This is a genomic window from Sphingomicrobium lutaoense, assembly GCF_014195685.1.
Taxonomy (GTDB): Bacteria; Pseudomonadota; Alphaproteobacteria; order Sphingomonadales; family Sphingomonadaceae; genus Sphingomicrobium; species Sphingomicrobium lutaoense.
Window position 1 is genome coordinate 1,446,102 of sequence record NZ_JACICF010000001.1, and the last position, 21,273, is coordinate 1,467,374.

Consider the following 21,273-nt stretch of genomic DNA (forward strand, 5'->3'; position numbering starts at 1 on the left):
GGATGTGCGCCATGTAGATTTGGGAAGGGTCGGAGTCAAGCCTTCGCACTTGCAACACCGCGCCTGATCTATAGAGCAATGCCGATGCAGCGGCTCACTCTTGATACACCCATCCCCGATGCCTTGCGCGGTGCCATCCTGGCGCTAGGCAATTTCGACGGTTTTCATCTCGGCCACCAGGCCGTGGTCGGGCGGGCGGTGGCGCGCGCCGCGCACGAGGGACGCCCCGCGATCGTCGCCACCTTCGATCCGCATCCGGTGCGCCACTTCCGCCCCGATGCCAAGCCCTTTCGCCTGACCGACCTCGACCAGCGCGAGCGATTGTTCGCGGGCGCGGGCGCCGATGCCATGCTCGTTTTCGCCTTCGACGATGCGCTTGCCTCCACCAGCGCCGAGGATTTCGTCACCGAGCTCCTCGGCAAAAGGCTCGGCGCGGCGGGCGTGGTCACGGGAGAGGATTTCACCTTCGGCAAGGGCCGCGGCGGCAATGCCGACCTCCTGAAGGCGCTTGGCCCCGCCGCGGGGATCGAGGCCGAGGCCGTCGCCCCGGTCGAAAGCGAAGAGGGCATCATCTCCTCCAGCCGCATCCGCGAGGCGCTGCAGGCAGGCGATCCGCATACCGCCACGCGCCTCCTCACTCGCCCCTTCGCGATTCGCGGCACGGTTGTTCATGGCGACAAGCGCGGGCGCGAACTGGGCTGGCCCACGGCCAATGTCGAACTCGGCCATTATCTGAGGCCTGCCTACGGCATCTATGCGGTGCGCGTGCGCCTCGCCGACGGCAGCGAACATGACGGGGTCGCCAATCTCGGCGTGCGCCCGATGTTCGATCCGCCCAAGGAACTCCTGGAAGCACATCTGTTCGAATTTTCGGGCGATCTCTACGGCCAGGCGATCGAGGTCGATCTCCTTCACTATCTCCGCCCCGAGGCCGCCTTCCACGACATGGACGCATTGAAGCGCCAGATGGACATGGATGCCGCCGAGGCCAAGCGACTGCTTGCCGCGGGCGTTCCTACCGAATAAGGCCCACGCCCGATATGTCCGACAAACCCAATTACAAAGAAACGGTCTTTTTGCCGAAGACCGACTTCCCGATGAAGGCGGGCCTCCCCCAGAAAGAGCCGCTGATCCTCGCCAAGTGGGAAGAAGAGGATGTCTATGGCCAGCTGCGCAAGGCGCGCGCGGGGCGCGAGAAATTCATTCTCCACGACGGCCCGCCCTATGCCAATGGCGATATCCATATCGGCCATGCCCTTAACAAGACCATCAAGGACATGGTGGTCCGCACGCAAAGCCTTCTGGGTAAGGACGTGCCTTACGTGCCGGGCTGGGACTGCCACGGTCTCCCGATCGAATGGAAGATCGAGGAACAGTATCGCAAGAAGAAGCGCGACAAGAATGACGTCCCGGCGAAGGAATTCCGCGCCGAATGCCGCGACTATGCCGCCAAATGGGTGAAGGTGCAGACCGAGCAGTTCAAGCGGCTCGGCAATATCGGCGATTATGACCGCCCCTATCTCACCATGCGCCCCGAGGCCGAGGCGCAGATCGTCGCCGAACTGTTCAAGTTCGCCGAGACGGGCCAGCTCTATCGCGGCGCCAAGCCGGTGATGTGGTCCCCGGTCGAGCAAACCGCGCTCGCCGACGCCGAGGTCGAATATGAGGATCTGGCCGACAGCCCCCAGATCGACGTCGCCTTCGAGATCGTCGAGAGCAAGCTGTCCGAACTCGTCGGCGCGCACGCGGTGGTCTGGACGACGACGCCGTGGACGATCCCCGTGAACCAGGCGCTCGCCTACGGGCCCGAGGTCGACTATGTGCTGGCCGAAGGCAGTCAGGGCGAGAAATGGCTCGTCGCCGAAAGTCTGTTCGATGCTTTCCAGGCACGGATCGGCAGCGAACGGTCTCTCACCAAGGGGATGCGGTTCAAAGGCACCGAACTCGCTGGCACCGTCGCTCGCCACCCGATGCATCATCTCGGCGGCTTCTATGCTCGCCCGCGTCCGCTGCTCGCGGGCCATTTCGTCACCACCGACAGCGGCACCGGCATCGTCCACATGGCCCCCGACCATGGCGAGGACGATTTCGAACTGTGCAAGGCCAATGGCATCGACCCCGTCTTTGCGGTGATGGGCGATGGCCGCTACCGCGACGACTGGCCCTGGCTCGGCGGCGACGACGAACGGCGCCGCAGCGTGATCAACAAGCCCTTCAATGCCCCCGATGGCCCGATCTGTTCGGACCTCAGGGAAGCGGGCGCGCTGCTGTCGGCCAGCGCCGACTATGCCCACAGCTATCCGCACAGCTGGCGCTCGAAGGCCAAGGTCATCTACCGCTGCACTCCGCAATGGTTCATCGCCATCGACCGTCCCCTCCACCATCTCGATCCCAAGAGCCTCGCCGAGGAACGGTGGGAGGAAGAAGGGGGCGAACCCAATGACAATGGCGGTGTCGACGATTTCCCCACGCTGCGCGAAATCGCGATGGACGAGATCGACCGCGTGCGCTTCGTCCCCGAAAAGGGCCGCCGCCGCATCCAGGCGATGGTCGAGGGCCGCCCCGACTGGCTGATCAGCCGCCAGCGCGCCTGGGGCGTGCCGATCGCCCTGTTCGTCGAGAAGAAAACGGGCGAACTGCTCGTCGATCCCGAGGTCAATGCCCGCATCACCGCCGCGATCCGCGAAGAAGGCGTCGATGCCTGGGACGAAGCGCGCGCCGCCGAGTTCTTGGGCGCAGGCCGCGATCCCGACGATTATGAAATGGTCCGCGACATTCTCGACGTCTGGTTCGATTCCGGCTCGACCCATGCCTTCGTCCTCGAAAGCGGCGACTGGTCCGAACAGCGCTGGCCCGCCGATCTCTATCTCGAAGGCTCGGATCAGCATCGCGGCTGGTTCCAGTCGAGCCTCTTGGAAAGCTGCGGCACGCGCGGCCGCGCGCCCTATGAAGCCGTGCTCACCCATGGCTTCACGATGGACGCCAGGGGCAAGAAGATGTCCAAAAGCCTCGGCAACACCGTCAATCCCCTGAAGGTGATGGAAACCAGCGGCGCCGACATCATCCGCCTCTGGGCGCTGAGCGTCGATTTCACCGAGGACCATCGCATCGGCGATGAAATTTTGAAGGGCGTCTCGGACCAGTATCGAAAGCTGCGCAACAACTTCCGCTACATGCTCGGCGCCTTAGACGGCTTCCGCGAGGACGAATGCGTCGCTCCCGCCGACATGCCCGAACTCGAACGCTACATGCTGCACCAGCTCTCGACGCTCGATCACAAGCTGCGCCGCGCGGTCGATGATTTCGACTTCAACAGCTATGTGCGCATGCTCACCGACTTCGCCAACGAGGAATTGAGCGCTTTCTTCTTCGATATCCGCAAGGACTGTCTCTATTGCGATGCGCCCGGCGGCTTGAAGCGGCGCAGCTATCGCACCCTGCTCGACATGCTCTTCCACGCGATGGTCCGCTGGCTCGCTCCCGTCCTCGTCTTCACCACCGAAGAGGTATGGGGCACCCGCTATCCCGACGGCGGCAGCGTCCATTTGCTCGAGTGGCCCGAAATCGGCGACCATCGGGACGAAGCGCTCGCGGCCCGCTGGGAAAAGCTCATCGCGCTCCGCGAACAGGTCAACGAGGCGATCGAACCGCTCCGCGCCGAAAAGAAGATCCGCTCCAGCCTGCAGGCCGAGGTCACCGTCGACAGTAGGGAAGATCCTACGCTCCTCGAGGAACTCTTCATCACCTCCACCGTCCACCCCGGCACCCAGCTATCCGTCACACCGACCGACCACGCCAAGTGCGGCCGCTGCTGGCGTCACTTGCCCGAGGTCAAGGAAGACGGCGACCTCTGCGCCCGTTGCGAAGAGGTGCTGAAATGAACCGCACCACCGCCTATCTGATCGCCCTCGCAATCTTCATTGCCGACCAGATCACCAAGTTCATCATGCTCGGGCCGCTCGAGCTTCGCGAAGTCGGCCGGATCGACCTCCTGCCCATCTTCGCCTTCACCTATGTCGAAAACCGCGGGATCAGCCTGGGCATGCTCCAGGCGCAGGATGACCTTTCGCGCTGGCTGCTGGTCGCGGGAACCGCGGCGATTGCCGCGATCGTGGGCTGGTGGCTCCGCCGCGAAACGCAGCGCTGGGACCAGATCGGCCTCGCGATGATCCTCGGCGGCGCGCTGGGGAATATCGTGGATAGGGTTCGTCTCGGCTATGTTGTCGACTTCCTCGACTTGCATTTCGGTGACTTCCGGCCCTTTTATGTCTTCAACATTGCCGATGCGGCCATTAGCATCGGTGTCGTGATATTATTGATCCGGGCCTTTTTCATGGCGGCCCCCAAGGAGAAATCGAATGCGTAAGACGCTCATCCTGCTTGCTGCTCCCCTGGCGCTGACCGCCTGCGGCAGCGGCGGTTCGCTCGACGAATTCGCGGTGCAGCGCAACGCGCCGCTCGTCATTCCGCCCGACTATACGCTCGAGCCGCCCGCTGCGGGCACGGTGTCCTCGACCGCGACCGGCGCGCAGGCGCAGGCGATCGAAGCCCTGTTCGGCGGCCCTGCTCCCCGCAGCGCAGTGGAACGCGCCGCGATCGAGGCGGCGGGCAGCAACAGCGGCACCGTCGGCACGCGTTCGACCGCCGGCGATCCGGACACCCGCGTCGTCGACAAGGGCGCCGATACCTCGAAGATCATCGCTGCCCCCGAAACCGACGGGCAGGACGCAACGGCCGACGTGCCGCAGTAAGAAGAGCGATTGGGGAAGCGTATGGCGACGAACAACATCTCCTCCAAGCTGGTCGACCTCGAAAGCCAGCTGGAAAGGGCCAAGCGCCGTCTCGACGACGGCCTTGCCCTCGTCGCCGAAGCGCAGCAGAGCCTCGCCGAAATCCAGTCGGCGGTGCTGGGTTCGCCTTCCTCGGTCAGCCAGGAGGATAGCGAGGAAGCAGCCTCCAAACTGCTCGCCAGCCTCAAGGCGCAGGGGCAGGAAATGCCCGAAACGCTGTGCGACGGCCGCCTCGCCGTCGATCCGGTGCAGCGGCTCATCCGCATCGACGGCAATCCCATCGGCATCACCGAGATGGAATATCGCGTGCTCGAACTGCTCGCTTATGCGCGCAACAATGTCGTGACGCGCAACATGCTCCTGAAGCATCTCTATCGGCGCGCCGACGACCAGCCGCAGCCCAAGATCATCGACGTCTTCATCTCCAAGCTGCGCAAGAAATTGCGGTCGGCATCGAATGGCGCCGAGTTCATCGAGACCATTCCCCAGCGCGGCTGGATCCTGCGCGACGCGGCATCGAACAAGGGCTAAACTTCTCCTCAAGGAGATTGATTCAGGGATTCTTTACCATGCTCTTTTAGCGATGGAGCATGATTTCCTTCCTCACCGATTCGCCCGCACGCGCTTCCCAGGGCGGGGAGCCTTATCTCGAAGCCCTCGAGCGCCTTGAAAGCCTGAAGCAGGCGATCGCCGCGGCCGAGGAAGTCGGGCCGGTCGGAGTGGCCATCGATGAAATGGGGGCATCCTGGCCCCGCGCCGGCGCAGCCGAACGCCATGCCTTCGAGGAACGGGCCGACGCGGTTGCCGAAGCGGCCATCGCCGGCCTTGCCGCGATCACCGCAGTCCAGTCCGCCGGGAACGACCGGGTCGCCGATGGCATGGAGAAGCTGGCGGCCGAGTTGCGCGGCGGGATCGACGGTCTCGACGGGCTCCTGACCCTCTAGGCGGCGCTCTTTTCCTTGGGCGTGTCGGGATCGGCACCCCATTCCGACCAGCTTCCGTCATAGAGCGCATGTCCTTCATGCCCGAGCAGCCGCGCCGCGAAAATGAGCGAGCAGGCGGTGACCCCCGAACCGCAACTCGCCGTGAAGGGTCGGGAAGGATCGACGCCCGCCCCGGCAAAGGCCGCTTCGAGCGCCGCCCGCGCCTTGTAGCGACCGTCATCGCGGAACAGCGCCGAATAAGGCAGGTTCGCGGCGCCCGGGATATGACCGGCTTCGAGCCCCTCGCGAGGCTCGGGCACCTTTCCCGCGAAACGCTCGGGTCCCCGGGCATCGACGATCGGACCGGCATTGCCCGCGAGGATTTCTGCCTTGTCGATCAGGCTCATCTGCGGCGAACGGGAAACAAAGGTCGCCATTCCGCTGCGCGGCGCGCCGCTTTCGACCGGACGCCCTTCGGCCACCCATTTCTGCATCCCCCCATCGAGGATCGCGACCTGCCGCGCCCCGAAATGGCGAAGCATGAACCAGCCGCGTGCCGCAGTGCGCAGCGGGCTGTTGTCATAGACGATGATCCGGTCATCGCTGCCGACCCCCAACTGCTCCATCGCCGCGGCAAATATCTCGGGGGAGGGCAGCATGTGCGGCGCGGGATGGTCGCGATCGGCCACCTCGTCGATATCGAGAAACTGCGCGCCCGGGATATGCGTCTCTGCGAACTCGGCGCGCGCCTCGCGTCCGCTGGCGGGCAAGTGGAAGCTGGCATCGAGAATGCGCAGATCCTCTTCGCCCAGCCTCGGTTCGAGCCAGTCGGTGCTGACCAGGTCGTCCATGCTTCTCTCCCTTCACGCGCCCCGGGGATAGGCGAAGCCTTTTGTCCCTGCTAGGGGCGCAGGGCTATGACACCGAAGCATCTTGGCCAGAACAGCGCCCTGCCCGCCAGTCCCGAACAGGCGGAGCTCGATTATGTCCCCAATCCGCGCGCGAGGGAACTCTATCTCGTGCGCTTTGCCGCGCCCGAGTTCACGTCGCTCTGCCCGGTCACCGGCCAGCCCGATTTCGCGCATCTCGTCATCGATTATGCGCCCGGCGAGACGATCGTCGAATCGAAGAGCCTCAAGCTGTTCCTGGGCGCGTTCCGCAATCACCAGGCCTTCCACGAGGATTGCACGGTGGGGATCGGCCAGCGCCTGTTCGAGGAGATGAAACCGCGCTGGTTGCGGATCGGCGGTTACTGGTACCCGCGCGGCGGCATCCCGATCGATGTTTTCTGGCAAAGCGGCACGCCCCCCGAGGGACTGTGGCTGCCCGACCAGGGCGTCGCTTCCTATCGCGGTCGGGGCTAGCTTTCCTCGCCGAGGTGAACGCCCGGCGGCACGGGAGAGGAATGGCGGCGCACCACCTGCCAGTCGCCTTCGCAGCAGACCCAGACATCAGTGAGCAGCACCCGTTCGTCGATGAGCTGGCCCAGATAGCGCACTTTCCAGCGCGCATCGACCGTGGCGACGAGCAGATTGTCGAGGCAGACGCAATCGGTGACGCGCACATCGAGGCTCGCCACATCCATGCGCTGCAGGGCTTCGATCCAGCCTTCGAGATCGACCGCGATCGACCCTGACGAGCGGATTCCCACCAGCTTGAACTCGGGATGGATCAGCCGGCGAAGCGCGGCCTCATCCTTCTTGAACAGCGCATCGCGCCATTCGCCTTCGAGCCTTTTGACATCGTCGATACAGGGATCAGCGGCCACGCTTCATGCCTCCCAGGATGCCGCGGATGATCGCATCGCCGATCTTGCGCCCCAGCGAACTGGCCATCGAACGGCCCGCGGACACCACCATCTTTTCGGTAGTCGTCTGGCGCGATCGGCCGCTACGCGGACGGCGACTGCGCGCTTCGCGTTCGCGCCGCTTGAGCTCGGCCTCGCGTTCCTTGGCTTCGGCCTCGGCCTTTTCTGCCGCTGCAGCCTGCTCGGCGGCTTCGGTCGCGCGCTCGGCGAGAACTTCCTCGGCGCTTACGCGGTCCAGCGGCTCGTCATATTTGGCCCCAACCGGATCGGATGCCATCATGACCTTGCGCTCCTGTTCGGTAAGCGGCCCGGCGCGGGCGCGCGGGGGCTTCATCAGCACCCGTTCGACGGGGCTTGGCGCGCCCTTGGGGCCGAGCGTGGAAACCAGCGCCTCGCCCACGCGCAATTCGGTAATCACTTCCTGCACGTCGACCTCGGGATTTTCCCGAAACGTATCGGCCGCCGCCTTCACTGCCTTTTCGTCGCGCGGGGTGAAGGCGCGGAGCGCATGCTGCACCCGGTTGCCAAGCTGACCTGCGACATCGTCGGGAATGTCGATCGGGTTCTGGGTGATGAAGATCACCGAGACGCCCTTCGAGCGGATCAGCCGGACGACCTGTTCGACCTTGTCCATCAGTGCCTTGGGAGCATCGTCGAAGAGCAGATGCGCCTCGTCGAAGAAGAAGACGAGCTTGGGCTTGTCGGGGTCGCCCACCTCGGGAAGCGTTTCGAACAGTTCGGACAGGAGCCAGAGAAGGAAAGTCGCATAGAGGCGCGGCGACTGCATCAGCTGGTCGGCGGCAAGGATGTTGATGACGCCTTTGCCTTCCTCGTCTGTGCGGATGAAATCGTCGAGCTTGAGCGCGGGCTCGCCGAAGAACTGGTCCGCGCCCTGGCTGCGCAGCTGGAGAAGCTTGCGCTGGATCGCCCCGATACTGGCGGTCGAGACATTGCCATATTCGAGCGTCAATTCCTTCCGCCGCTCCCCGATATGGTGGAGGATCGACTGGAGATCATCGAGATCGAGGAGGAGAAGCCCGTCCTCGTCGGCGACATGGAAAGCGATGGTCAGCACGCCTTCCTGCGTGTCGGTGAGCTCCATCAGCCGTGACAGGAGGAGCGGCCCCATCTCGCTGACCGTGGTGCGGACCGGATGGCCCTGCTTTCCGAACAGGTCCCAGAACTGCACCGGGAAGGCTTCATAGCCATAATCGTCATCACCGATTTCGGCTGCGCGTTCGGTGAAGGGTTTGTGCAGCTTGTGGGTAGCCGAGCCGGGCATCGCGAGGCCCGCCAGATCGCCTTTCACGTCGGAAACGAAACAGGGCACGCCATGGCTGGAAAAGCCCTCGGCGATGCCTTGCAGGGAAATCGTCTTGCCGGTCCCGGTCGCCCCCGCGATGAGGCCGTGCCGATTGGCCTTGTCGAGCCTCAGATATTGTGGCTCGCCGTTGGCGGTCCCGAGATAAATGCCACCATCCATAAGTTAGGCTCCCCTTCCGGCTGGAAGAGGAGCCTAAGCCTTATCCGTCCTTGGCCGCAACCTTTAGTCGGCGATACGAATGCCGATGAAGGCCTCGGGCGCGCGGCCGCGCTTGATCAGCATGAGCACGCTCGACCGGCCCGCATCGCGTGCCGCACCGACGGCCTGTTCGACCTGTTCGGGGCTGGTCACGCGCTGGCGGTTCACCGACATGATCACGTCACCGCGGCGCAGGCCCTTCTCGAAGGCATCGCTCGACGGATCGACGCGGGTGATGATCACGCCCTGCAGATCATCGTCAAGACGCAGCGCATTGCGGATCCGGTCGGTAAGCGGCTGGAGCGCCATGCCGAGTTCGCGGGTCTGGGCACGGTCTTCCTCGACCATGCCATCGCCCGATTCCTGCTGGGCGCGGCGCATCTCCTCTTCGGTGGGCCGTTCGCCCACGGTAAGTTCGAGCGTCTGGCGGCGGCCATCGCGGATGATCACCACCGGCACCTTCGTGCCCGGACGCAGGCGGGCGGCAAGATAGCTTACCGTCTGGTCCTGGTTCACTTCCTGGCCGTTGATGGCGATGATCACGTCGCCCTGGCGGATGCCTGCCTTCTGGGCGGCTTCGCCCGGAACGATGGTACGTACCAGTTCGCCCCGCTCGCTCGGCAGGCCGAGGCCCGCGGCGATATCCTCGTCGAGGCCCTGAAGACCGACACCGAGATAGCCGCGCTGCGGACGTTCGCCGCGGCGGAGCGCTTCGATCACCGGACGCGCCTGGTCGGCGGGAATGGCAAGCCCGATCCCGACGCTGGCGCCAGTCGGCGAGATGAGCGCGGAGTTCACGCCCACCACGTTTCCGGCCATGTCGAACATCGGACCGCCCGAATTGCCCTGGTTGATCGAGGCATCGGTCTGGATGTAGCGGTTCGGACCGGTGTTCACCCCACGCTGGATCGCCGAGACGATGCCCGCGGTGACGGTGCCGTCGAAGCCGTAGGGGTTGCCGATCGCGATGACCCAGTCGCCGACGCGCACATTGTCGCTATTGCCCCAGTTCACATAGGGAAGGTTGGCGCCGTCGATCTTGAGAAGCGCGAGGTCCGAGCTTTCATCGCGGCCCACGATACGCGCGTCATATTCGGTTCGGTCGGTCAGCGTGACGATAACTTCGTCCACCGTGCCATTGCCGGTGCGCGACTGGATGAGATGGTTGTTGGTGACGATATAACCGTCGGGCGAGATGATGAAGCCCGATCCCAGGGAACCGGTCTCGCGGGTGGGACCTTCCTCGCCATCGTCCTGGCTCGGCGGCTGGTTCTGGAAACGGCGGAAGAATTCCTGGAAGGGATCGGCCTGGCGGCGAACGGGGATGCGCTGGCGGGTCGAGATGTTGACCACGGTGGGCGCTAGACGCTCGGCGAGGTCGGCGAAGCTCTCGGGCGCGCCGGCGACCGGGACGGGGCGCGGCGCGTTCTGCGCCACTTGTCCGACCGTCGTGCCGGTGGTCATCGAATAGGCCGTGCCCCCGAGCAGCAGAGCAGCGGCAATTCCATAAGCGTAGCGCACGGTTCGAAACTCCCTCAGCATTCTCTTCCTCTCATAAAACAGGCAATAAGGCGACGCTAGGTTCAGCGCATGAACGCCCATTGAATAGGCGTTCCCGTTCGTCGAACGCAGCAGCCCGTTGGTCAGTTGCCCGTGAATTCCTTCAGATATTCATTGTCCGGCGACAGGACGATCGAGGTGGCGCCCTTGTCGCCGTCCTCACCGTCGACGAAGGTCGACTGGTAGGACTGCATGGCGCGGTAGAAATCGTAGAAATCCGGGTCCTTGCCGAAGCTGGCGGCGTAGGTGCGCGCGGCCTCGGCATCGGCCTGCGCGCGGATGATCTGCGCCTGCTTGGCACCCTGCGCGCGGATCGAGCGGGCTTCCTGTTCGCGCGCGGTGCGCATCCGCTGATAGGCCGATTGCAGCGGCGTCCCGTCGGGCAGGTCGGCCTTCTTGATGCGAACATCGATGATTTCGGCGCCATATTGGCCCGCGACCCGGTCGAGGCCGGCGCGGATATTCTCCATCACGCCTTCGCGCTCGGGCGAAAGGAGCGAGGCGAAGGGTCGCTTGCCCAATTCGTTGCGAAGCTGCGAGCCGAGCACGGGCTCGACTGCCTGCTCGAAATTCTCGAGGCTGCCGGCCGCGACATAGAGCCGCAGCGGATCGACGATGCGATAGCGGGCGAAGGCATCGACCTGCAGGCGCAGCTGGTCGGTCGACAGGACCTGCTGCGGCTCCATGTCGAGGTCGCGCACGCGCTTGTCGATCATCACCAGTTCCTCGGCGAAGGGCAGGCGGAACGCCACGCCCGCGCCTTCGTCACCGAAGGGATCGTCGGGTCGATATTTGTTGATGGTCGCCACCGGCTTGCCGAAGCGGACCTTGATGCCCTGTTCGGTCTCGTCGACGAAATGGATGCTCGAGAGAATGGTGACGAGCAGGAAGAAGCCCACGAACAGGCTGGCCATCGGGTGGCGCTTGATCAATGCGGTCATTACTGGCCTCCTCCGCCCGATTGCGAGGCCTGCGGCGAGGCCGGCGCCGAACGGCGGCGATTGACTTCGGGTAGCGGCAGATAGGGCGTCACGCCCGGCGCTTCGATGATGGTCTTGTCGACGCCCTGAAGCACTCGTTCCATCGTTTCATAATACATGCGGCGGCGCGTGACGCGCGGTGCCAGGCGATATTCCTCATAGACCTTGTCGAAGGCCTCGGCCTCGCCCTGCGCCTTGGCGGTGAGCTGGAGCGCATAGGCACGCGCCTGGTTGATATAGCTTTGCGCATCCTGCTGCGCGGCGGTGACTTCCTTGAAGGCGTCGTTGACTTCCTCGGGCGGGTCGGCCTGCTTGATCGCCACGCCCTGGATACGCACACCAGCGTCATAGCTGTCGAGGGTCGCCTGCATTTCCTGGCGCACCGCGGCCTCGATCTCCGAACGGCCGTCGCCGATCGCGTCCTGCAGGCTCGACTGGGCGATCACTTGGCGCATCGCGCTTTCGGCGACCTGCCGGATCGTGTCTTCCTGGTTGGCGATCTCGAATTCGAACTGCTCGGGATCGCGGATATTCCAACGCACCTGATAGGCGATGTCGATGATATTCTCGTCGCCCGTCAGCATCAGCGTCTCGGCGCTGTCGGTGCCGAGGTCGATTTCATGGATTTCCTCGACATTGACCTTGGTCACGCTGGCAAAGGGCGCGGGCAGCGTGAAGCCGATGCCCGGATTGAGCGTCCCCGCATAGCGGCCCATCTGCAGGATCACGCCGCGTTCGGCGGGCGCGATGCGATGGATCGAAGTGAAGGCGAGCCAGAGGAGACCGAAGGCGATCAGTCCCCAGAAAAGGAGATTGCCGCTGGGCAGGCCCGGCAATTGGCCCGGTCCGCCGCCCTTTCCGCCGCCGCCGAAGCGGCCCTTGTTCTTGCGCAGCCAGTCGTCAAGCGAGGAGACATTGCCCAACTGGCGGCCGCCGCCCGGAGGCGGAACCGTCGGCTTTTTCCACGGACCGCCGGGCTTGTCGCCCTTGCCGTCGTCGCCGCCCTTGGGACCACTGCCCCAGGGCCCCTTGTTTTCGCTGAAAAGGCCCCACTTCAGGCCTCTGGGAAAGATGCTCATGCCGTCTTTATAGGAAGGGCATGGGCTAAAAAGAAGTGGCGTTGATCGAAAAGCCGCCTATCTGGCGAGCCATGACCGACAAAGACGCTCCGCTCCACCTTCTCAACAGCCATCCCGATGCCGGTCGCATCCGTTCGCGCCGTTTCAGGGACGGCACCGCGATGCTGGTGGTCGAGGCGAGCGGTCTTGATGGCGAACAGCGCGACGCGCTCGAGGCACGGCTGCGCGAAGCCGCGCTTGCCATCCCCGAAGTCAGCGCGGTCCAGGTCGCGATGAGCGCGTCGAAGCCGCAGCGCACGCTGATCGCGATCGGATCGGGAAAGGGCGGGGTCGGCAAGTCGACCGTGTCGGCCAATCTCGCGGTCGCGCTGGCGAAGATGGGCCGCAAGGTGGGCCTGATCGACGCCGACATCTACGGCCCCTCGCAGCCCACCCTGCTGGGTGCGAAGACCCGGCCCGAAGCACGCGACAAGCAACTCATTCCGGTCGAGGCGCAGGGCGTCAAACTGCTGTCGGTCGGCCAGTTGGTGGGCGAGGGCCAGGCACTGGCGTGGCGCGGGCCGATGGCGGCGGGCGCGCTCAACCAGCTCGTCGAAGGCGATTGGGGGAATTGCGAAATCCTGCTCATCGACTTGCCGCCGGGCACGGGCGACGTGCAACTCTCGCTCGTCCAGAAATCGCGGCCCGATGGCGCGGTGATCGTCTCGACACCGCAGGATCTGTCGCTGATCGACGCCACCCGGGCGGTCGACCTGTTCGGCAAGACCGGCGTTCCGGTGCTCGGCCTCATCGAGAATATGGCAGGCTATCGCTGCCCCCATTGCGGCGAGGAAAGCGATCCCTTCGGCACCGGCGGCGCCGAAGCCTCGGCGCGTGATCTCGACATTCCTTTCCTCGGGCGATTGCCCTTGAGCGCAAGCCTTCGCGAAGCCTCCGACGCCGGCCAGCCGCCGGCTGCCGGATCGGGTCCGGCCGCCGATACCTTTGCCGGGCTGGCGCGCGCGCTGCTCGCGCAATTGGAGAAAGCGAAGCGCTGATGCGTTTGGGCGGCAAAGGAGAAAATCATGCCGCTTACCCGCGATAAAGACATTGCCCAGCTGTTGAAGGAAACGCGCGCCATCGCGATGGTCGGTGCGTCGGACAATCCGGCACGCGCCAGCTACGGGGTGATGCATTATCTCCAGGAAAAAGGGTATCGGGTGATGCCCGTCAATCCGCGCATCACGGGCGAGCATGTCCATGGCGAATATGTCTGGCGCGAGCTGTCGCAGATCGGCGTGCCGATCGACATGGTCGACATGTTCGTCAATTCCTCGCGCGTGGGGCCGCTCGTCGACCAGGCGATCCTGATCGGCGCGAAGGCGATCTGGATGCAGTTGGGCGTCGTCGACGAAGAAGCCGCCGCGCGCGCCGAAGCTGCCGGCCTCAAGGTGGTGATGAACCGCTGCCCCAAGATCGAGATCCCGAGGTTGGGCGTGGAGCCCCAGTCTCCCCAAACTTGACCCCCGCCTCCGCGAGGCAGACAATAAGCGCCGCGCATCGCCGCGCCTGTTCCTTTCCCCGCGCGGCCGGATGCCGCACGCGAGAAAAGGGGACGGAACATGCGAAAAGGAGCAATTACCGCTTCGCTGGCAACGCTGGTCGTGCTGACCGCTGGCCCGGCGAGTGCCGATCACCAGTGGGGCGATTATCATTGGGCAAGGGACGCCAATCCCCTGTTATTGACGATCCATACTGCGGTGGGCAGCCAATGGGACGCCAGCGTGGACCATTCGATCGTCGAGTGGAACAAGTCGTCGGTGCTCAATTTCATCCGGGGCAATGACCTCAGCGGGCAGGTGCGGACCAAGAAATGCAATCCGCTCGCCGGGGAGATCCTCGTCTGTTCGGACACCTATGGGTTCAGGGGCTGGCTGGGCATCGCCACCATCTGGGCCGATGGAAGCCATATCACCCAAGGCACCACGCAGGTGAACGACAGCTATTTCGACACGCCCAGCTATAATCGCTCGGACTGGCGCAATCTCGTCATGTGCCAGGAACTGGCGCACGACATCGGGCTCGATCACCAGGACGAGAATTTCAACAATGCCAACCTCGGGACCTGCATGGATTACAGCAACGACCCGACGGGGAACGAGCAGCCCAATGCCCATGATTATGAAATGCTGGAGACGATGTACGCCCACCTCGACACGGGCGGCGGCGATCCGCCTCCGCCGCCATGCCGGGGCGGGTGGCGCAAGTGCGGCAATGACGCGCTGACCTTCCGCGAAGTGGGCCAGGATCATCCCGCGGGACAGGAAATGGGCGACTGGGGCCGCGCGATCGGCCATGACGGCGCGGGCCGGCCCGACACCTTCGTGAAGGAATTGGGCAACGGGCGTCGCAAGATCACCCATGTCTTCTGGGCGCGGAGCTATCGCCCGTCCATGAGCCGCTAGACGATTATCGGGCGGCGCCCTCTCAGGCGCTTCCCACGGTCATTTCGGGAACCAGCACGGTGGGCGCATCCACGCCGCGCCGCAGTTCGAGATCGCTGCCCGGTTCGAGCGCCGCGAACATGTCCCTGAGATTGGACGCGATGGTGATTTCGCTCACCGGATGGGCAATTTCGCCATTTTCGACGAGGAAGCCCGCTGCTCCGCGCGAATAATCGCCGGTGACCATGTTGACGCCCTGCCCGATCAGTTCGGTGACGAGCAGCATGCGCGGATAGGCGGCCATCAATTCCTCGCGACTGCGCTTGCCCGGCGCGAAATGGAAATTGCTCGGCCCCGCGCCCGGCGCGCCGCTGCCGCGGTGCGCATGGCCAGTGGGTGCGGTCCCCAGCTGGCGGGCAGCCGCGCTGGCGGCGAACCAGCTCTTGAGGACGCCATCTTCGACCATCTTCATGCGCTTGACGGGAAGGCCCTCGCCATCGAACCCGTGACTGCGAAGGCCGCGCCGGCGGAGTGGATCGTCGAGCACGTCAACGCCCTCGGCAAAGACCCGTTCGCCCATCCTGTCCTTGAGGAAACTGGTACGCCGCGCCACCGCCGCGCCGTTGATCGCACCCGACAAATGGGTGAGCAGGCTGGATGCCACGCGCGGGTCGAACAGCACGGGCATCACGCCGCCGCCGATGCGCTTGGGCCCGACGCGCGCGATGGCCCGCTCGCCCGCCGAACGGCCGATTTCGGCCGGATCGTCGAGATCCTCGAAATGGTGCGCCGAATGCCAGTCATAATCGCGTTCCATGGCGTTGCCTTCGCCCGCGATGCCGCCCGCCGAGACGCCATGCCCACTGGCCTTGTGCGCGCCGCAGAAGCCATGGCTCGTCGCGATCGCATTGACGCTGCCCGAGGCGCTGGCCGAGGCCCCGGTGGACTTGGCGACGCCCTCGACGCCGAGCAGGGCGGCTTCGGCGGCAAGCGCCCGTTCCTTGAGCAGCGCGGGATCGGGCTCATAGCCATCGTCGAGGTCGAGTTCGGGGAAGTCGCCCTTCAGAAGAAGTTCTTCGGGCGCAAGACCCGCATAGGGATCTTCGGGCGCTTCGCGCGCCATCGCCATCAACCGTTCGACCAGCTCAGCTTGCGATGCCTCCGAAAAATCGGAAGCCGCGACGCTAGCCGACTTGCTTCCGAGGAACAGGCGCAAACCGATCTTCTCGCCTTCGGACCGGCTGACATCCTCGAGCGCGCCATCGCGCACTTCGACCGAGGAGGAGCGGCTCGCCACATAAGCGGCATCGGCGGCATCGGCACCGGCATCGAGCGCGCGTTGGACGAGATCCTGGGCAAGGCGGCGGGCTTCCTGGGGAGTTTTCATGGGATGCGAACTAGGGAGCCTTGGGCGTCAGGACAAGCCGACCACCGCGCAAGCGGCGAAGACCAGCGCACCGGCGAAGCGGTTCGAACGGAAAAGAGCAAGCGCCCCCTCCCCGTCCTTCGGGTCGATGCGTGCTACCTGCCGACCGAGATGGATCGCCGCCGGGGCGAGCGCGAGGGGGGCAAGCCAGCTCGCCTTCACCTGCCACAGGGCCGCGCCCCACAGGATCAGCGCGACAGCATAAAGGAATGCCACCCCGGGCCGGGCGCGCGAGCCAAGCGCGCGGGCAGAGGATTTGACGCCCACCAGCGCATCGTCCTCGATATCCTGGATGGCGTAGATGGTGTCATAGCCGATCACCCAGAAGACCGTTCCCGCCCAAAGGAGAAAGGCGGGAAGCTCCAATTCTCCGGTCACGGCGGGCCAGCCGACCAGCGCCCCCCAGGAAAAGACCAGCCCCAGCCAGGCCTGCGGCCACCAGGTGATGCGCTTCATGAAGGGATAGGCCGCCACCAATGCAAGGCTCGCCAGCGCGGTCGCAGCGGCAACCGGCGGAAGCTGGATCAGCACCACAAGGCCGACGAGGCAAAGCGCAATCACCAGCGCCCAGGCCTTGCCGGGCGACAGGCGTCCGCTTGCTAGCGGGCGAAGGCGCGTGCGCTCTACTTTCCGGTCGAGGTCGCGATCGACGATATCGTTATAGGCACAGCCTGCCGAGCGCATCGCGAAGGCACCGAGCGCGAACCAGCCGAACAGGTGCCAGCGCCCTCCGACACCGGCGAGCACCAGGCTCCAGGCGCAGGGCCAGAAAAGCAGCCAGCTGCCGATCGGCCGGTCGAGCCGCATCAGCGAGGCATAGGGCCGCCATGCCCTCGGCAAGGCGCCGATGAAGCCCTTGCGTTCGCTGTCCGGGACGGTCTCGATGGTCATGCTGGCAGAGGCTTTGACTCGGCCCGCGCCGAATGTCGAGGCCGGTCAGTGGCGTCCACGGACGAGGCGGCGCAGGCGCTTGCGGCTCCGCAGCCAGCGCTGGCTGAGATTCTTGCGCGCGATCGGTTCGAACATTTCCTCGGTGGTCTCGGGATCGAGCAATTCATGTTCGGCGACGAACTGGTCGAGATCGGAAAGCGGGTCGGCTTCGAGCGGTGTGAGAGTCTTGCCCTCGCCGCGCAGCCGCTCGATCGCCGCGATCAGGCTGCCTTCCGCCTCTTCGGCCTTTTCGACGACCAGCGGATCGACGCCCAGATGCTCGCCGAGCAGGCGATGGCGCAGCGCCCGGATCGATGCCTCGGTGCCGTGATTCGAAGGCAGCGCGCTGTCGATCACCACGTCGCATTCGCTGTCGAGGCCCATCGACCGGTTGTTGAGATTGGCGGAGCCCACGCGAAGCAGCCGGTCATCGACGATCGCCACCTTCGCATGGACATAGATGTCCTCCCCGGCACGATTGACCGGCACATAGATGCGGAACCGGTCGCCTTCGCGAAGGCGCTGGATTGCCTGCATCAGCTTCTGCCGGGTGCCGTCCATCGCCACCGATTCGAGCCAGCCATCGCCCCGGCGCGGCATGACCATGACGATTTCGGGCGGATCGGGCGCGTTCAGCCGCGCCGCGATAGCGGCGGCGACGCGGGGCGCGGTGAAATATTGATTCTCGATATAGACCAGCCGATCGGCGGCGCAGATCATGTCGATGGCAAGCTGCTCATTCTCGCGCACTTCGTCGACATCGCGATAGCTCGCCCGGGTGCGGGCGATGCCCACGTCGACATCGTTGAACTGCACGCGGATATCGCTGGGCCATTCGACCTTCCCCGACGGCACGGGGTCGAGCTTCTTCGAAGTCGCCATCTTCCACCGCTCGCGCCCCAGTTCACCCAGCACCCCGGCAATCGGCCCGCGCATCAGCATGGTCGTGTCGTGCCAGGGTCCGTAACTGCGATCGTTGGGAGTCTTGCGACGCTCGTCATCCGGCTCATGGTCGGGCGTGTCCCAGCGGCGGCTGGAGATATCGATGCCGCCGCACGCGGCGAGATGTTCGTCGATCACCACGATCTTCTGGTGATGGCTGCACCCGGGAGGATGGGCGCTGTCGAATTTCATGTGGATATTTTTGGCCAGCCACCAGCGAAACAGCCAGTAGATCGCGCGCAGCGAGAGAAATTGCTTGAGCGCGCCGAAATTCCACTTGAGCACGTCGATTTCGCGGGTCGGCCGTTCTCTTGCCAACTCGATGAATAGGTGGCCCAGCGAATCGCCATATTCATGGTCGTCCTCGGGATCGAGCGAGATGCGCGTGTCGAAATCCCAGCCGACGATGAAGATACGCTCTTTCGCCTTGCGCATCGCCTTGCCGATGGTCCGGAAATAATCGGCGGCGTCGACAATCATCGCGGCCTCGCTGGCGCGCGCGATGCGCCAGACATTCTTGCCTTCCTCGACAATCGGCTCGATCTTCTCGCCTGCCATAGTCGAACAATCCGCGGGCGTGACGCCCGTTCCATCGGCGGTTAAGGGAAAGGCCATGCCCGCTACTCCCGCATGGCCGCCCACGTCCGGTCCCCGCCTTTTCGTCGACCAGCCGCTCCAGCCCGGAGCGCTCGTCACCCTCGACAAGGCGCAGGCCAATTATCTTTTCAATGTCATGCGCCTTGGCGAAGGCGATACGCTCCTTGCCTTCAACGGCAGCGATGGCGAATGGCTCGTAACGGTCGAGGAAGCGGGCAGGAAGAAGATGAGCCTGCGGGCCGAGCGGCAGACAAGCGAGCAGGAACGACTGCTCGACGTGACGCTGGCCTTCGCGCCGATCAAGAAAGGCCGGATCGACTGGCTTGTCGAAAAGGCAGTCGAACTGGGCGCATCGCGCCTCCTTCCGGTGGTGACGCAGCGAACGATCGTCCGTGACGTGAAGATGGACCGCCTCGAGGCACATGCCATCGAGGCCGCCGAACAATGCGGCCGCACCGCGGTCGCGAGGCTCGACCCGCCCATGAAGCTCGAGGCGATGCTCAAGGCGCATGACGGCCATCCGCTCTATTTCGCCGACGAGACCGGCGGTGCCCCCGCCATCGACAGCTTCGCCCCCGCCCCTGCCACCCTGCTGGTGGGCCCCGAAGGCGGTTTCACCCCGGAGGAAGCAGAGGCGATCCGTAGGGCCCCGGGAGCGACCGCGATTTCACTTGGCCCGCGCATCCTTCGTGCCGAGACCGCGGCGCTCGCCGCATTGGCAGCCTTCATGGCTTCGACGGGCGATTGGAAATGACTTTGCCTGAAGCGGTCCAGAGACTAGGGCGATGCCATGACCACCCGCACCGACCTTAGCGAAAGCCCCCCGATCGAGGGGCGCGACGATCTTCTCTCGGTCTTCACGGGTGGCGAGAAGCCCCGCGAGAAATGGCGCATCGGCACCGAACATGAGAAGTTCGTCTATCGCTTCGAGGACCATCGCGCGCCAAGCTGGGATGAAGAAGGCGGGATCCGCGACCTCCTGACGGGACTGACCGAGTTTGGTTGGTCGCCCGTCGAGGAGCATGGCAAGATCATCGCGCTTACCGGTCCCGACGGGACGATCAGCCTCGAACCTTCGGGCCAGCTTGAACTGTCGGGCGCGGCGCTGCGCGACCTTCACGAGACCTGCGCCGAGGCGGGCCGCCATCTCGAACAAGTCAAGGCGGTGGGCGACCGCCTGGGCCTCGGCTTCCTCGGCGTCGGCATGTGGCCCGACAAAAGGCGCGACGAACTGCCCTGGATGCCCAAGGGGCGCTACGGCATCATGCGCCGATACATGCCCACCAAGGGCGATCTCGGCCTCGACATGATGCAGCGCACCTGCACCATCCAGACCAATCTCGACTATTCCTCCGAGGCTGACATGGTGCAGAAATTCCGCACCAGCCTCGCGCTCCAGCCGGTGGCCACCGCGCTGTTCGCCAATTCGCCTTTCCTCAAGGGCAAGCCCAACGGCTTCAAGAGCTTCCGCAGCCATGTCTGGGAAGACACCGATCCCGACCGCACCGGCATGCTGCCCTTCGTCTTTGAAGAGGGCTTCGGCTATGAACGGTGGTGCGATTATGTTCTCGACGTGCCGATGTATTTCGTCTTTCGCGACGGCGACTATATCGACTGCGCCGGACAGGATTTCCGCGCCTTCCTGAAGGGCGAGCTTCCCGCTCTGCCAGGCGAAACGCCGACCATGGCCGACTGGACCGACCATATGTCGACGCCCTTCCCCGAAGTGCGCCTCAAGAGCTTTCTTGAAATGCGCGGCGCCGATGGCGGGCCATGGAACCGCATCTGTGCTTTGCCCGCGCTGTGGGTCGGGCTTCTCTATTCGCAAAGCGCGCTCGATGCCGCATGGGACCTGGTGAAGAACTGGTCGATCGAGGAACGCGAGGCACTGCGCGTCGAGGTTCCGCGCCTCGCGCTCGATGCGCGGGTACCCGATGGCCGGTCGATGCGCGAATTCGCTGCCGAAATCATCGACATCGCCGCCGACGGCCTCATCGAGCGGGCCGAGATGAACGGCGCGGGCGACAATGAAGTGGGCTTCCTCGATCCGCTGCGCGAGATCACGGCCAGCGGCATGTGCCCGGCCGATCGGTTGCTCGAAGCCTATCACGGGCGCTGGAATGGCGATGTCAGCCATATCTACGAAGAACAAAGTTTCTGAATTTGCGCGAAAAATCTGTGGCCGCCGCGCCATGGAAATGTGAAGATTTCGCATCGCGCCACGCGGGCCGTTGACTCGCGGCTTCGCAAGGTTAGAGCGCCCGAAGCATCGGGAGCGGGCACCGGGGCCGCTC

The 21,273-nt window shown here is 64.7% G+C and carries 21 protein-coding genes; 12 read left to right on the top strand and 9 right to left on the bottom strand.

All coding sequences use genetic code 11. The features are described from left to right. Positions 1-84 precede the first annotated feature (84 nt). The 6 genes from FHS50_RS07270 to FHS50_RS07295 are packed head-to-tail and all read left to right on the top strand — an operon-like array spanning position 85 to position 5,734. The gene (locus FHS50_RS07270; RefSeq protein WP_183933664.1) at positions 85-1,026 is read left to right on the top strand and encodes a bifunctional riboflavin kinase/FAD synthetase; all 942 of its coding nucleotides are present in this window, start codon (positions 85-87) and stop codon (positions 1,024-1,026) included. 14 nt (positions 1,027-1,040) lie between these two features. Beyond that, positions 1,041-3,881 (top strand): isoleucine--tRNA ligase, encoded by a 2,841-nt coding sequence (ileS, locus tag FHS50_RS07275; RefSeq protein WP_183933665.1) that lies wholly within the window; start codon positions 1,041-1,043, stop codon positions 3,879-3,881. Next, positions 3,878-4,366, top strand: coding sequence for a signal peptidase II (gene lspA, locus FHS50_RS07280; protein ID WP_183933666.1), 489 nt, complete (start codon positions 3,878-3,880; stop codon positions 4,364-4,366). Before ileS ends, lspA begins: the two co-directional genes overlap by 4 nt. Beyond that, on the top strand, positions 4,359-4,751 hold the full coding sequence (locus FHS50_RS07285; RefSeq protein ID WP_183933667.1) for a DUF3035 domain-containing protein: 393 nt from the start codon (positions 4,359-4,361) through the stop codon (positions 4,749-4,751). The genes lspA and FHS50_RS07285 overlap by 8 nt, the downstream gene beginning before the upstream one ends. Positions 4,752-4,772: 21 nt before the next feature. Beyond that, a complete protein-coding gene (locus FHS50_RS07290; RefSeq protein ID WP_183933668.1) occupies positions 4,773-5,321 on the top strand; it encodes a winged helix-turn-helix domain-containing protein in 549 nt (182 codons plus the stop codon). Between the two features lie 59 nt (positions 5,322-5,380). Continuing rightward, the gene (locus tag FHS50_RS07295) at positions 5,381-5,734 is read left to right on the top strand and encodes a hypothetical protein (RefSeq protein ID WP_183933669.1); all 354 of its coding nucleotides are present in this window, start codon (positions 5,381-5,383) and stop codon (positions 5,732-5,734) included. Here FHS50_RS07295 and sseA read toward each other — a convergent pair. Continuing rightward, a complete protein-coding gene (sseA, locus tag FHS50_RS07300; RefSeq protein WP_183933670.1) occupies positions 5,731-6,564 on the bottom strand; it encodes a 3-mercaptopyruvate sulfurtransferase in 834 nt (277 codons plus the stop codon). The two genes, FHS50_RS07295 and sseA, sit on opposite strands and share 4 nt — an antisense overlap. A 66-nt stretch (positions 6,565-6,630) precedes the next feature. Between sseA and queF the strand changes: the two genes are divergently transcribed. Further along, the gene (gene queF, locus FHS50_RS07305; protein ID WP_183933671.1) at positions 6,631-7,077 is read left to right on the top strand and encodes a preQ(1) synthase; all 447 of its coding nucleotides are present in this window, start codon (positions 6,631-6,633) and stop codon (positions 7,075-7,077) included. Here the strand turns inward: queF and FHS50_RS07310 are convergent. From FHS50_RS07310 to hflK, 5 genes are all read right to left on the bottom strand, one after another. Continuing rightward, the gene (locus FHS50_RS07310; RefSeq protein ID WP_183933672.1) at positions 7,074-7,481 is read right to left on the bottom strand and encodes a nuclear transport factor 2 family protein; all 408 of its coding nucleotides are present in this window, start codon (positions 7,479-7,481) and stop codon (positions 7,074-7,076) included. The genes queF and FHS50_RS07310 overlap by 4 nt on opposite strands. Continuing rightward, positions 7,471-9,003 carry a helicase HerA-like domain-containing protein gene (locus FHS50_RS07315; protein ID WP_183933673.1) on the bottom strand — a complete coding sequence of 511 codons (1,533 nt, stop codon included), beginning with the start codon at positions 9,001-9,003 and terminating at the stop codon, positions 7,471-7,473. The genes FHS50_RS07310 and FHS50_RS07315 overlap by 11 nt, the downstream gene beginning before the upstream one ends. A gap of 63 nt (positions 9,004-9,066) precedes the next feature. Next, a complete protein-coding gene (locus tag FHS50_RS07320) occupies positions 9,067-10,584 on the bottom strand; it encodes a Do family serine endopeptidase (RefSeq protein WP_221184842.1) in 1,518 nt (505 codons plus the stop codon). Positions 10,585-10,685: 101 nt separating this feature from the next. Then, complete coding sequence (gene hflC, locus FHS50_RS07325) at positions 10,686-11,543, bottom strand: protease modulator HflC (protein ID WP_183933675.1); 858 nt, start codon at positions 11,541-11,543, stop codon at positions 10,686-10,688. Next, complete coding sequence (gene hflK, locus FHS50_RS07330) at positions 11,543-12,661, bottom strand: FtsH protease activity modulator HflK (RefSeq protein ID WP_183933676.1); 1,119 nt, start codon at positions 12,659-12,661, stop codon at positions 11,543-11,545. The genes hflC and hflK overlap by 1 nt, the downstream gene beginning before the upstream one ends. A gap of 71 nt (positions 12,662-12,732) precedes the next feature. On the opposite strand from hflK, the gene FHS50_RS07335 reads away from it, so the two are divergent. From FHS50_RS07335 to FHS50_RS07345, 3 genes are all read left to right on the top strand, one after another. Next, positions 12,733-13,698, top strand: a complete 966-nt coding sequence (locus tag FHS50_RS07335; protein ID WP_183933677.1) for an Mrp/NBP35 family ATP-binding protein — start codon at positions 12,733-12,735, stop codon at positions 13,696-13,698. 27 nt (positions 13,699-13,725) lie between these two features. Continuing rightward, complete coding sequence (locus FHS50_RS07340) at positions 13,726-14,163, top strand: CoA-binding protein (protein WP_183933678.1); 438 nt, start codon at positions 13,726-13,728, stop codon at positions 14,161-14,163. Positions 14,164-14,262: 99 nt separating this feature from the next. Further along, positions 14,263-15,105, top strand: coding sequence for a hypothetical protein (locus tag FHS50_RS07345; protein WP_183933679.1), 843 nt, complete (start codon positions 14,263-14,265; stop codon positions 15,103-15,105). 22 nt (positions 15,106-15,127) lie between these two features. On the opposite strand, the gene FHS50_RS07350 is transcribed toward FHS50_RS07345, so the two are convergent. From FHS50_RS07350 to FHS50_RS07360, 3 genes are read right to left on the bottom strand one after another with little or no spacing between them, the layout of a single operon-like run. After that, complete coding sequence (locus tag FHS50_RS07350; protein WP_183933680.1) at positions 15,128-16,471, bottom strand: TldD/PmbA family protein; 1,344 nt, start codon at positions 16,469-16,471, stop codon at positions 15,128-15,130. Between the two features lie 27 nt (positions 16,472-16,498). Further along, the gene (ubiA, locus tag FHS50_RS07355) at positions 16,499-17,401 is read right to left on the bottom strand and encodes a 4-hydroxybenzoate octaprenyltransferase (protein ID WP_183933681.1); all 903 of its coding nucleotides are present in this window, start codon (positions 17,399-17,401) and stop codon (positions 16,499-16,501) included. Positions 17,402-17,446: 45 nt separating this feature from the next. Beyond that, positions 17,447-18,997: a phospholipase D-like domain-containing protein gene (locus tag FHS50_RS07360; RefSeq protein ID WP_246332991.1), complete on the bottom strand. Its 1,551-nt coding sequence runs from the start codon at positions 18,995-18,997 to the stop codon at positions 17,447-17,449. Between FHS50_RS07360 and FHS50_RS07365 the strand changes: the two genes are divergently transcribed. Continuing rightward, a complete protein-coding gene (locus FHS50_RS07365; RefSeq protein WP_183933682.1) occupies positions 18,996-19,733 on the top strand; it encodes a 16S rRNA (uracil(1498)-N(3))-methyltransferase in 738 nt (245 codons plus the stop codon). The genes FHS50_RS07360 and FHS50_RS07365 overlap by 2 nt on opposite strands. Before the next feature lie 36 nt (positions 19,734-19,769). Beyond that, entirely contained in the window at positions 19,770-21,140 is a 1,371-nt protein-coding gene (locus FHS50_RS07370) for a glutamate--cysteine ligase (protein WP_183933683.1), read from the top strand. Positions 21,141-21,273: the final 133 nt, after the last annotated feature.

Coding starts and splice junctions, on each gene's coding strand:
- FHS50_RS07270 (WP_183933664.1), top strand. CDS start 85: ATGCAGCGGCTCACTCTTGATACACCCATCCCCGATGCCTTGCGCGGT.
- ileS (WP_183933665.1), top strand. CDS start 1,041: ATGTCCGACAAACCCAATTACAAAGAAACGGTCTTTTTGCCGAAGACC.
- lspA (WP_183933666.1), top strand. CDS start 3,878: ATGAACCGCACCACCGCCTATCTGATCGCCCTCGCAATCTTCATTGCC.
- FHS50_RS07285 (WP_183933667.1), top strand. CDS start 4,359: ATGCGTAAGACGCTCATCCTGCTTGCTGCTCCCCTGGCGCTGACCGCC.
- FHS50_RS07290 (WP_183933668.1), top strand. CDS start 4,773: ATGGCGACGAACAACATCTCCTCCAAGCTGGTCGACCTCGAAAGCCAG.
- FHS50_RS07295 (WP_183933669.1), top strand. CDS start 5,381: ATGATTTCCTTCCTCACCGATTCGCCCGCACGCGCTTCCCAGGGCGGG.
- sseA (WP_183933670.1), bottom strand. CDS start 6,564: ATGGACGACCTGGTCAGCACCGACTGGCTCGAACCGAGGCTGGGCGAA.
- queF (WP_183933671.1), top strand. CDS start 6,631: ATGACACCGAAGCATCTTGGCCAGAACAGCGCCCTGCCCGCCAGTCCC.
- FHS50_RS07315 (WP_183933673.1), bottom strand. CDS start 9,003: ATGGATGGTGGCATTTATCTCGGGACCGCCAACGGCGAGCCACAATAT.
- FHS50_RS07320 (WP_221184842.1), bottom strand. CDS start 10,584: ATGCTGAGGGAGTTTCGAACCGTGCGCTACGCTTATGGAATTGCCGCT.
- hflC (WP_183933675.1), bottom strand. CDS start 11,543: ATGACCGCATTGATCAAGCGCCACCCGATGGCCAGCCTGTTCGTGGGC.
- hflK (WP_183933676.1), bottom strand. CDS start 12,661: ATGAGCATCTTTCCCAGAGGCCTGAAGTGGGGCCTTTTCAGCGAAAAC.
- FHS50_RS07335 (WP_183933677.1), top strand. CDS start 12,733: ATGACCGACAAAGACGCTCCGCTCCACCTTCTCAACAGCCATCCCGAT.
- FHS50_RS07340 (WP_183933678.1), top strand. CDS start 13,726: ATGCCGCTTACCCGCGATAAAGACATTGCCCAGCTGTTGAAGGAAACG.
- FHS50_RS07345 (WP_183933679.1), top strand. CDS start 14,263: ATGCGAAAAGGAGCAATTACCGCTTCGCTGGCAACGCTGGTCGTGCTG.
- FHS50_RS07350 (WP_183933680.1), bottom strand. CDS start 16,471: ATGAAAACTCCCCAGGAAGCCCGCCGCCTTGCCCAGGATCTCGTCCAA.
- ubiA (WP_183933681.1), bottom strand. CDS start 17,401: ATGACCATCGAGACCGTCCCGGACAGCGAACGCAAGGGCTTCATCGGC.
- FHS50_RS07365 (WP_183933682.1), top strand. CDS start 18,996: ATGCCCGCTACTCCCGCATGGCCGCCCACGTCCGGTCCCCGCCTTTTC.
- FHS50_RS07360 (WP_246332991.1), bottom strand. CDS start 18,997: ATGGCCTTTCCCTTAACCGCCGATGGAACGGGCGTCACGCCCGCGGAT.
- FHS50_RS07370 (WP_183933683.1), top strand. CDS start 19,770: ATGACCACCCGCACCGACCTTAGCGAAAGCCCCCCGATCGAGGGGCGC.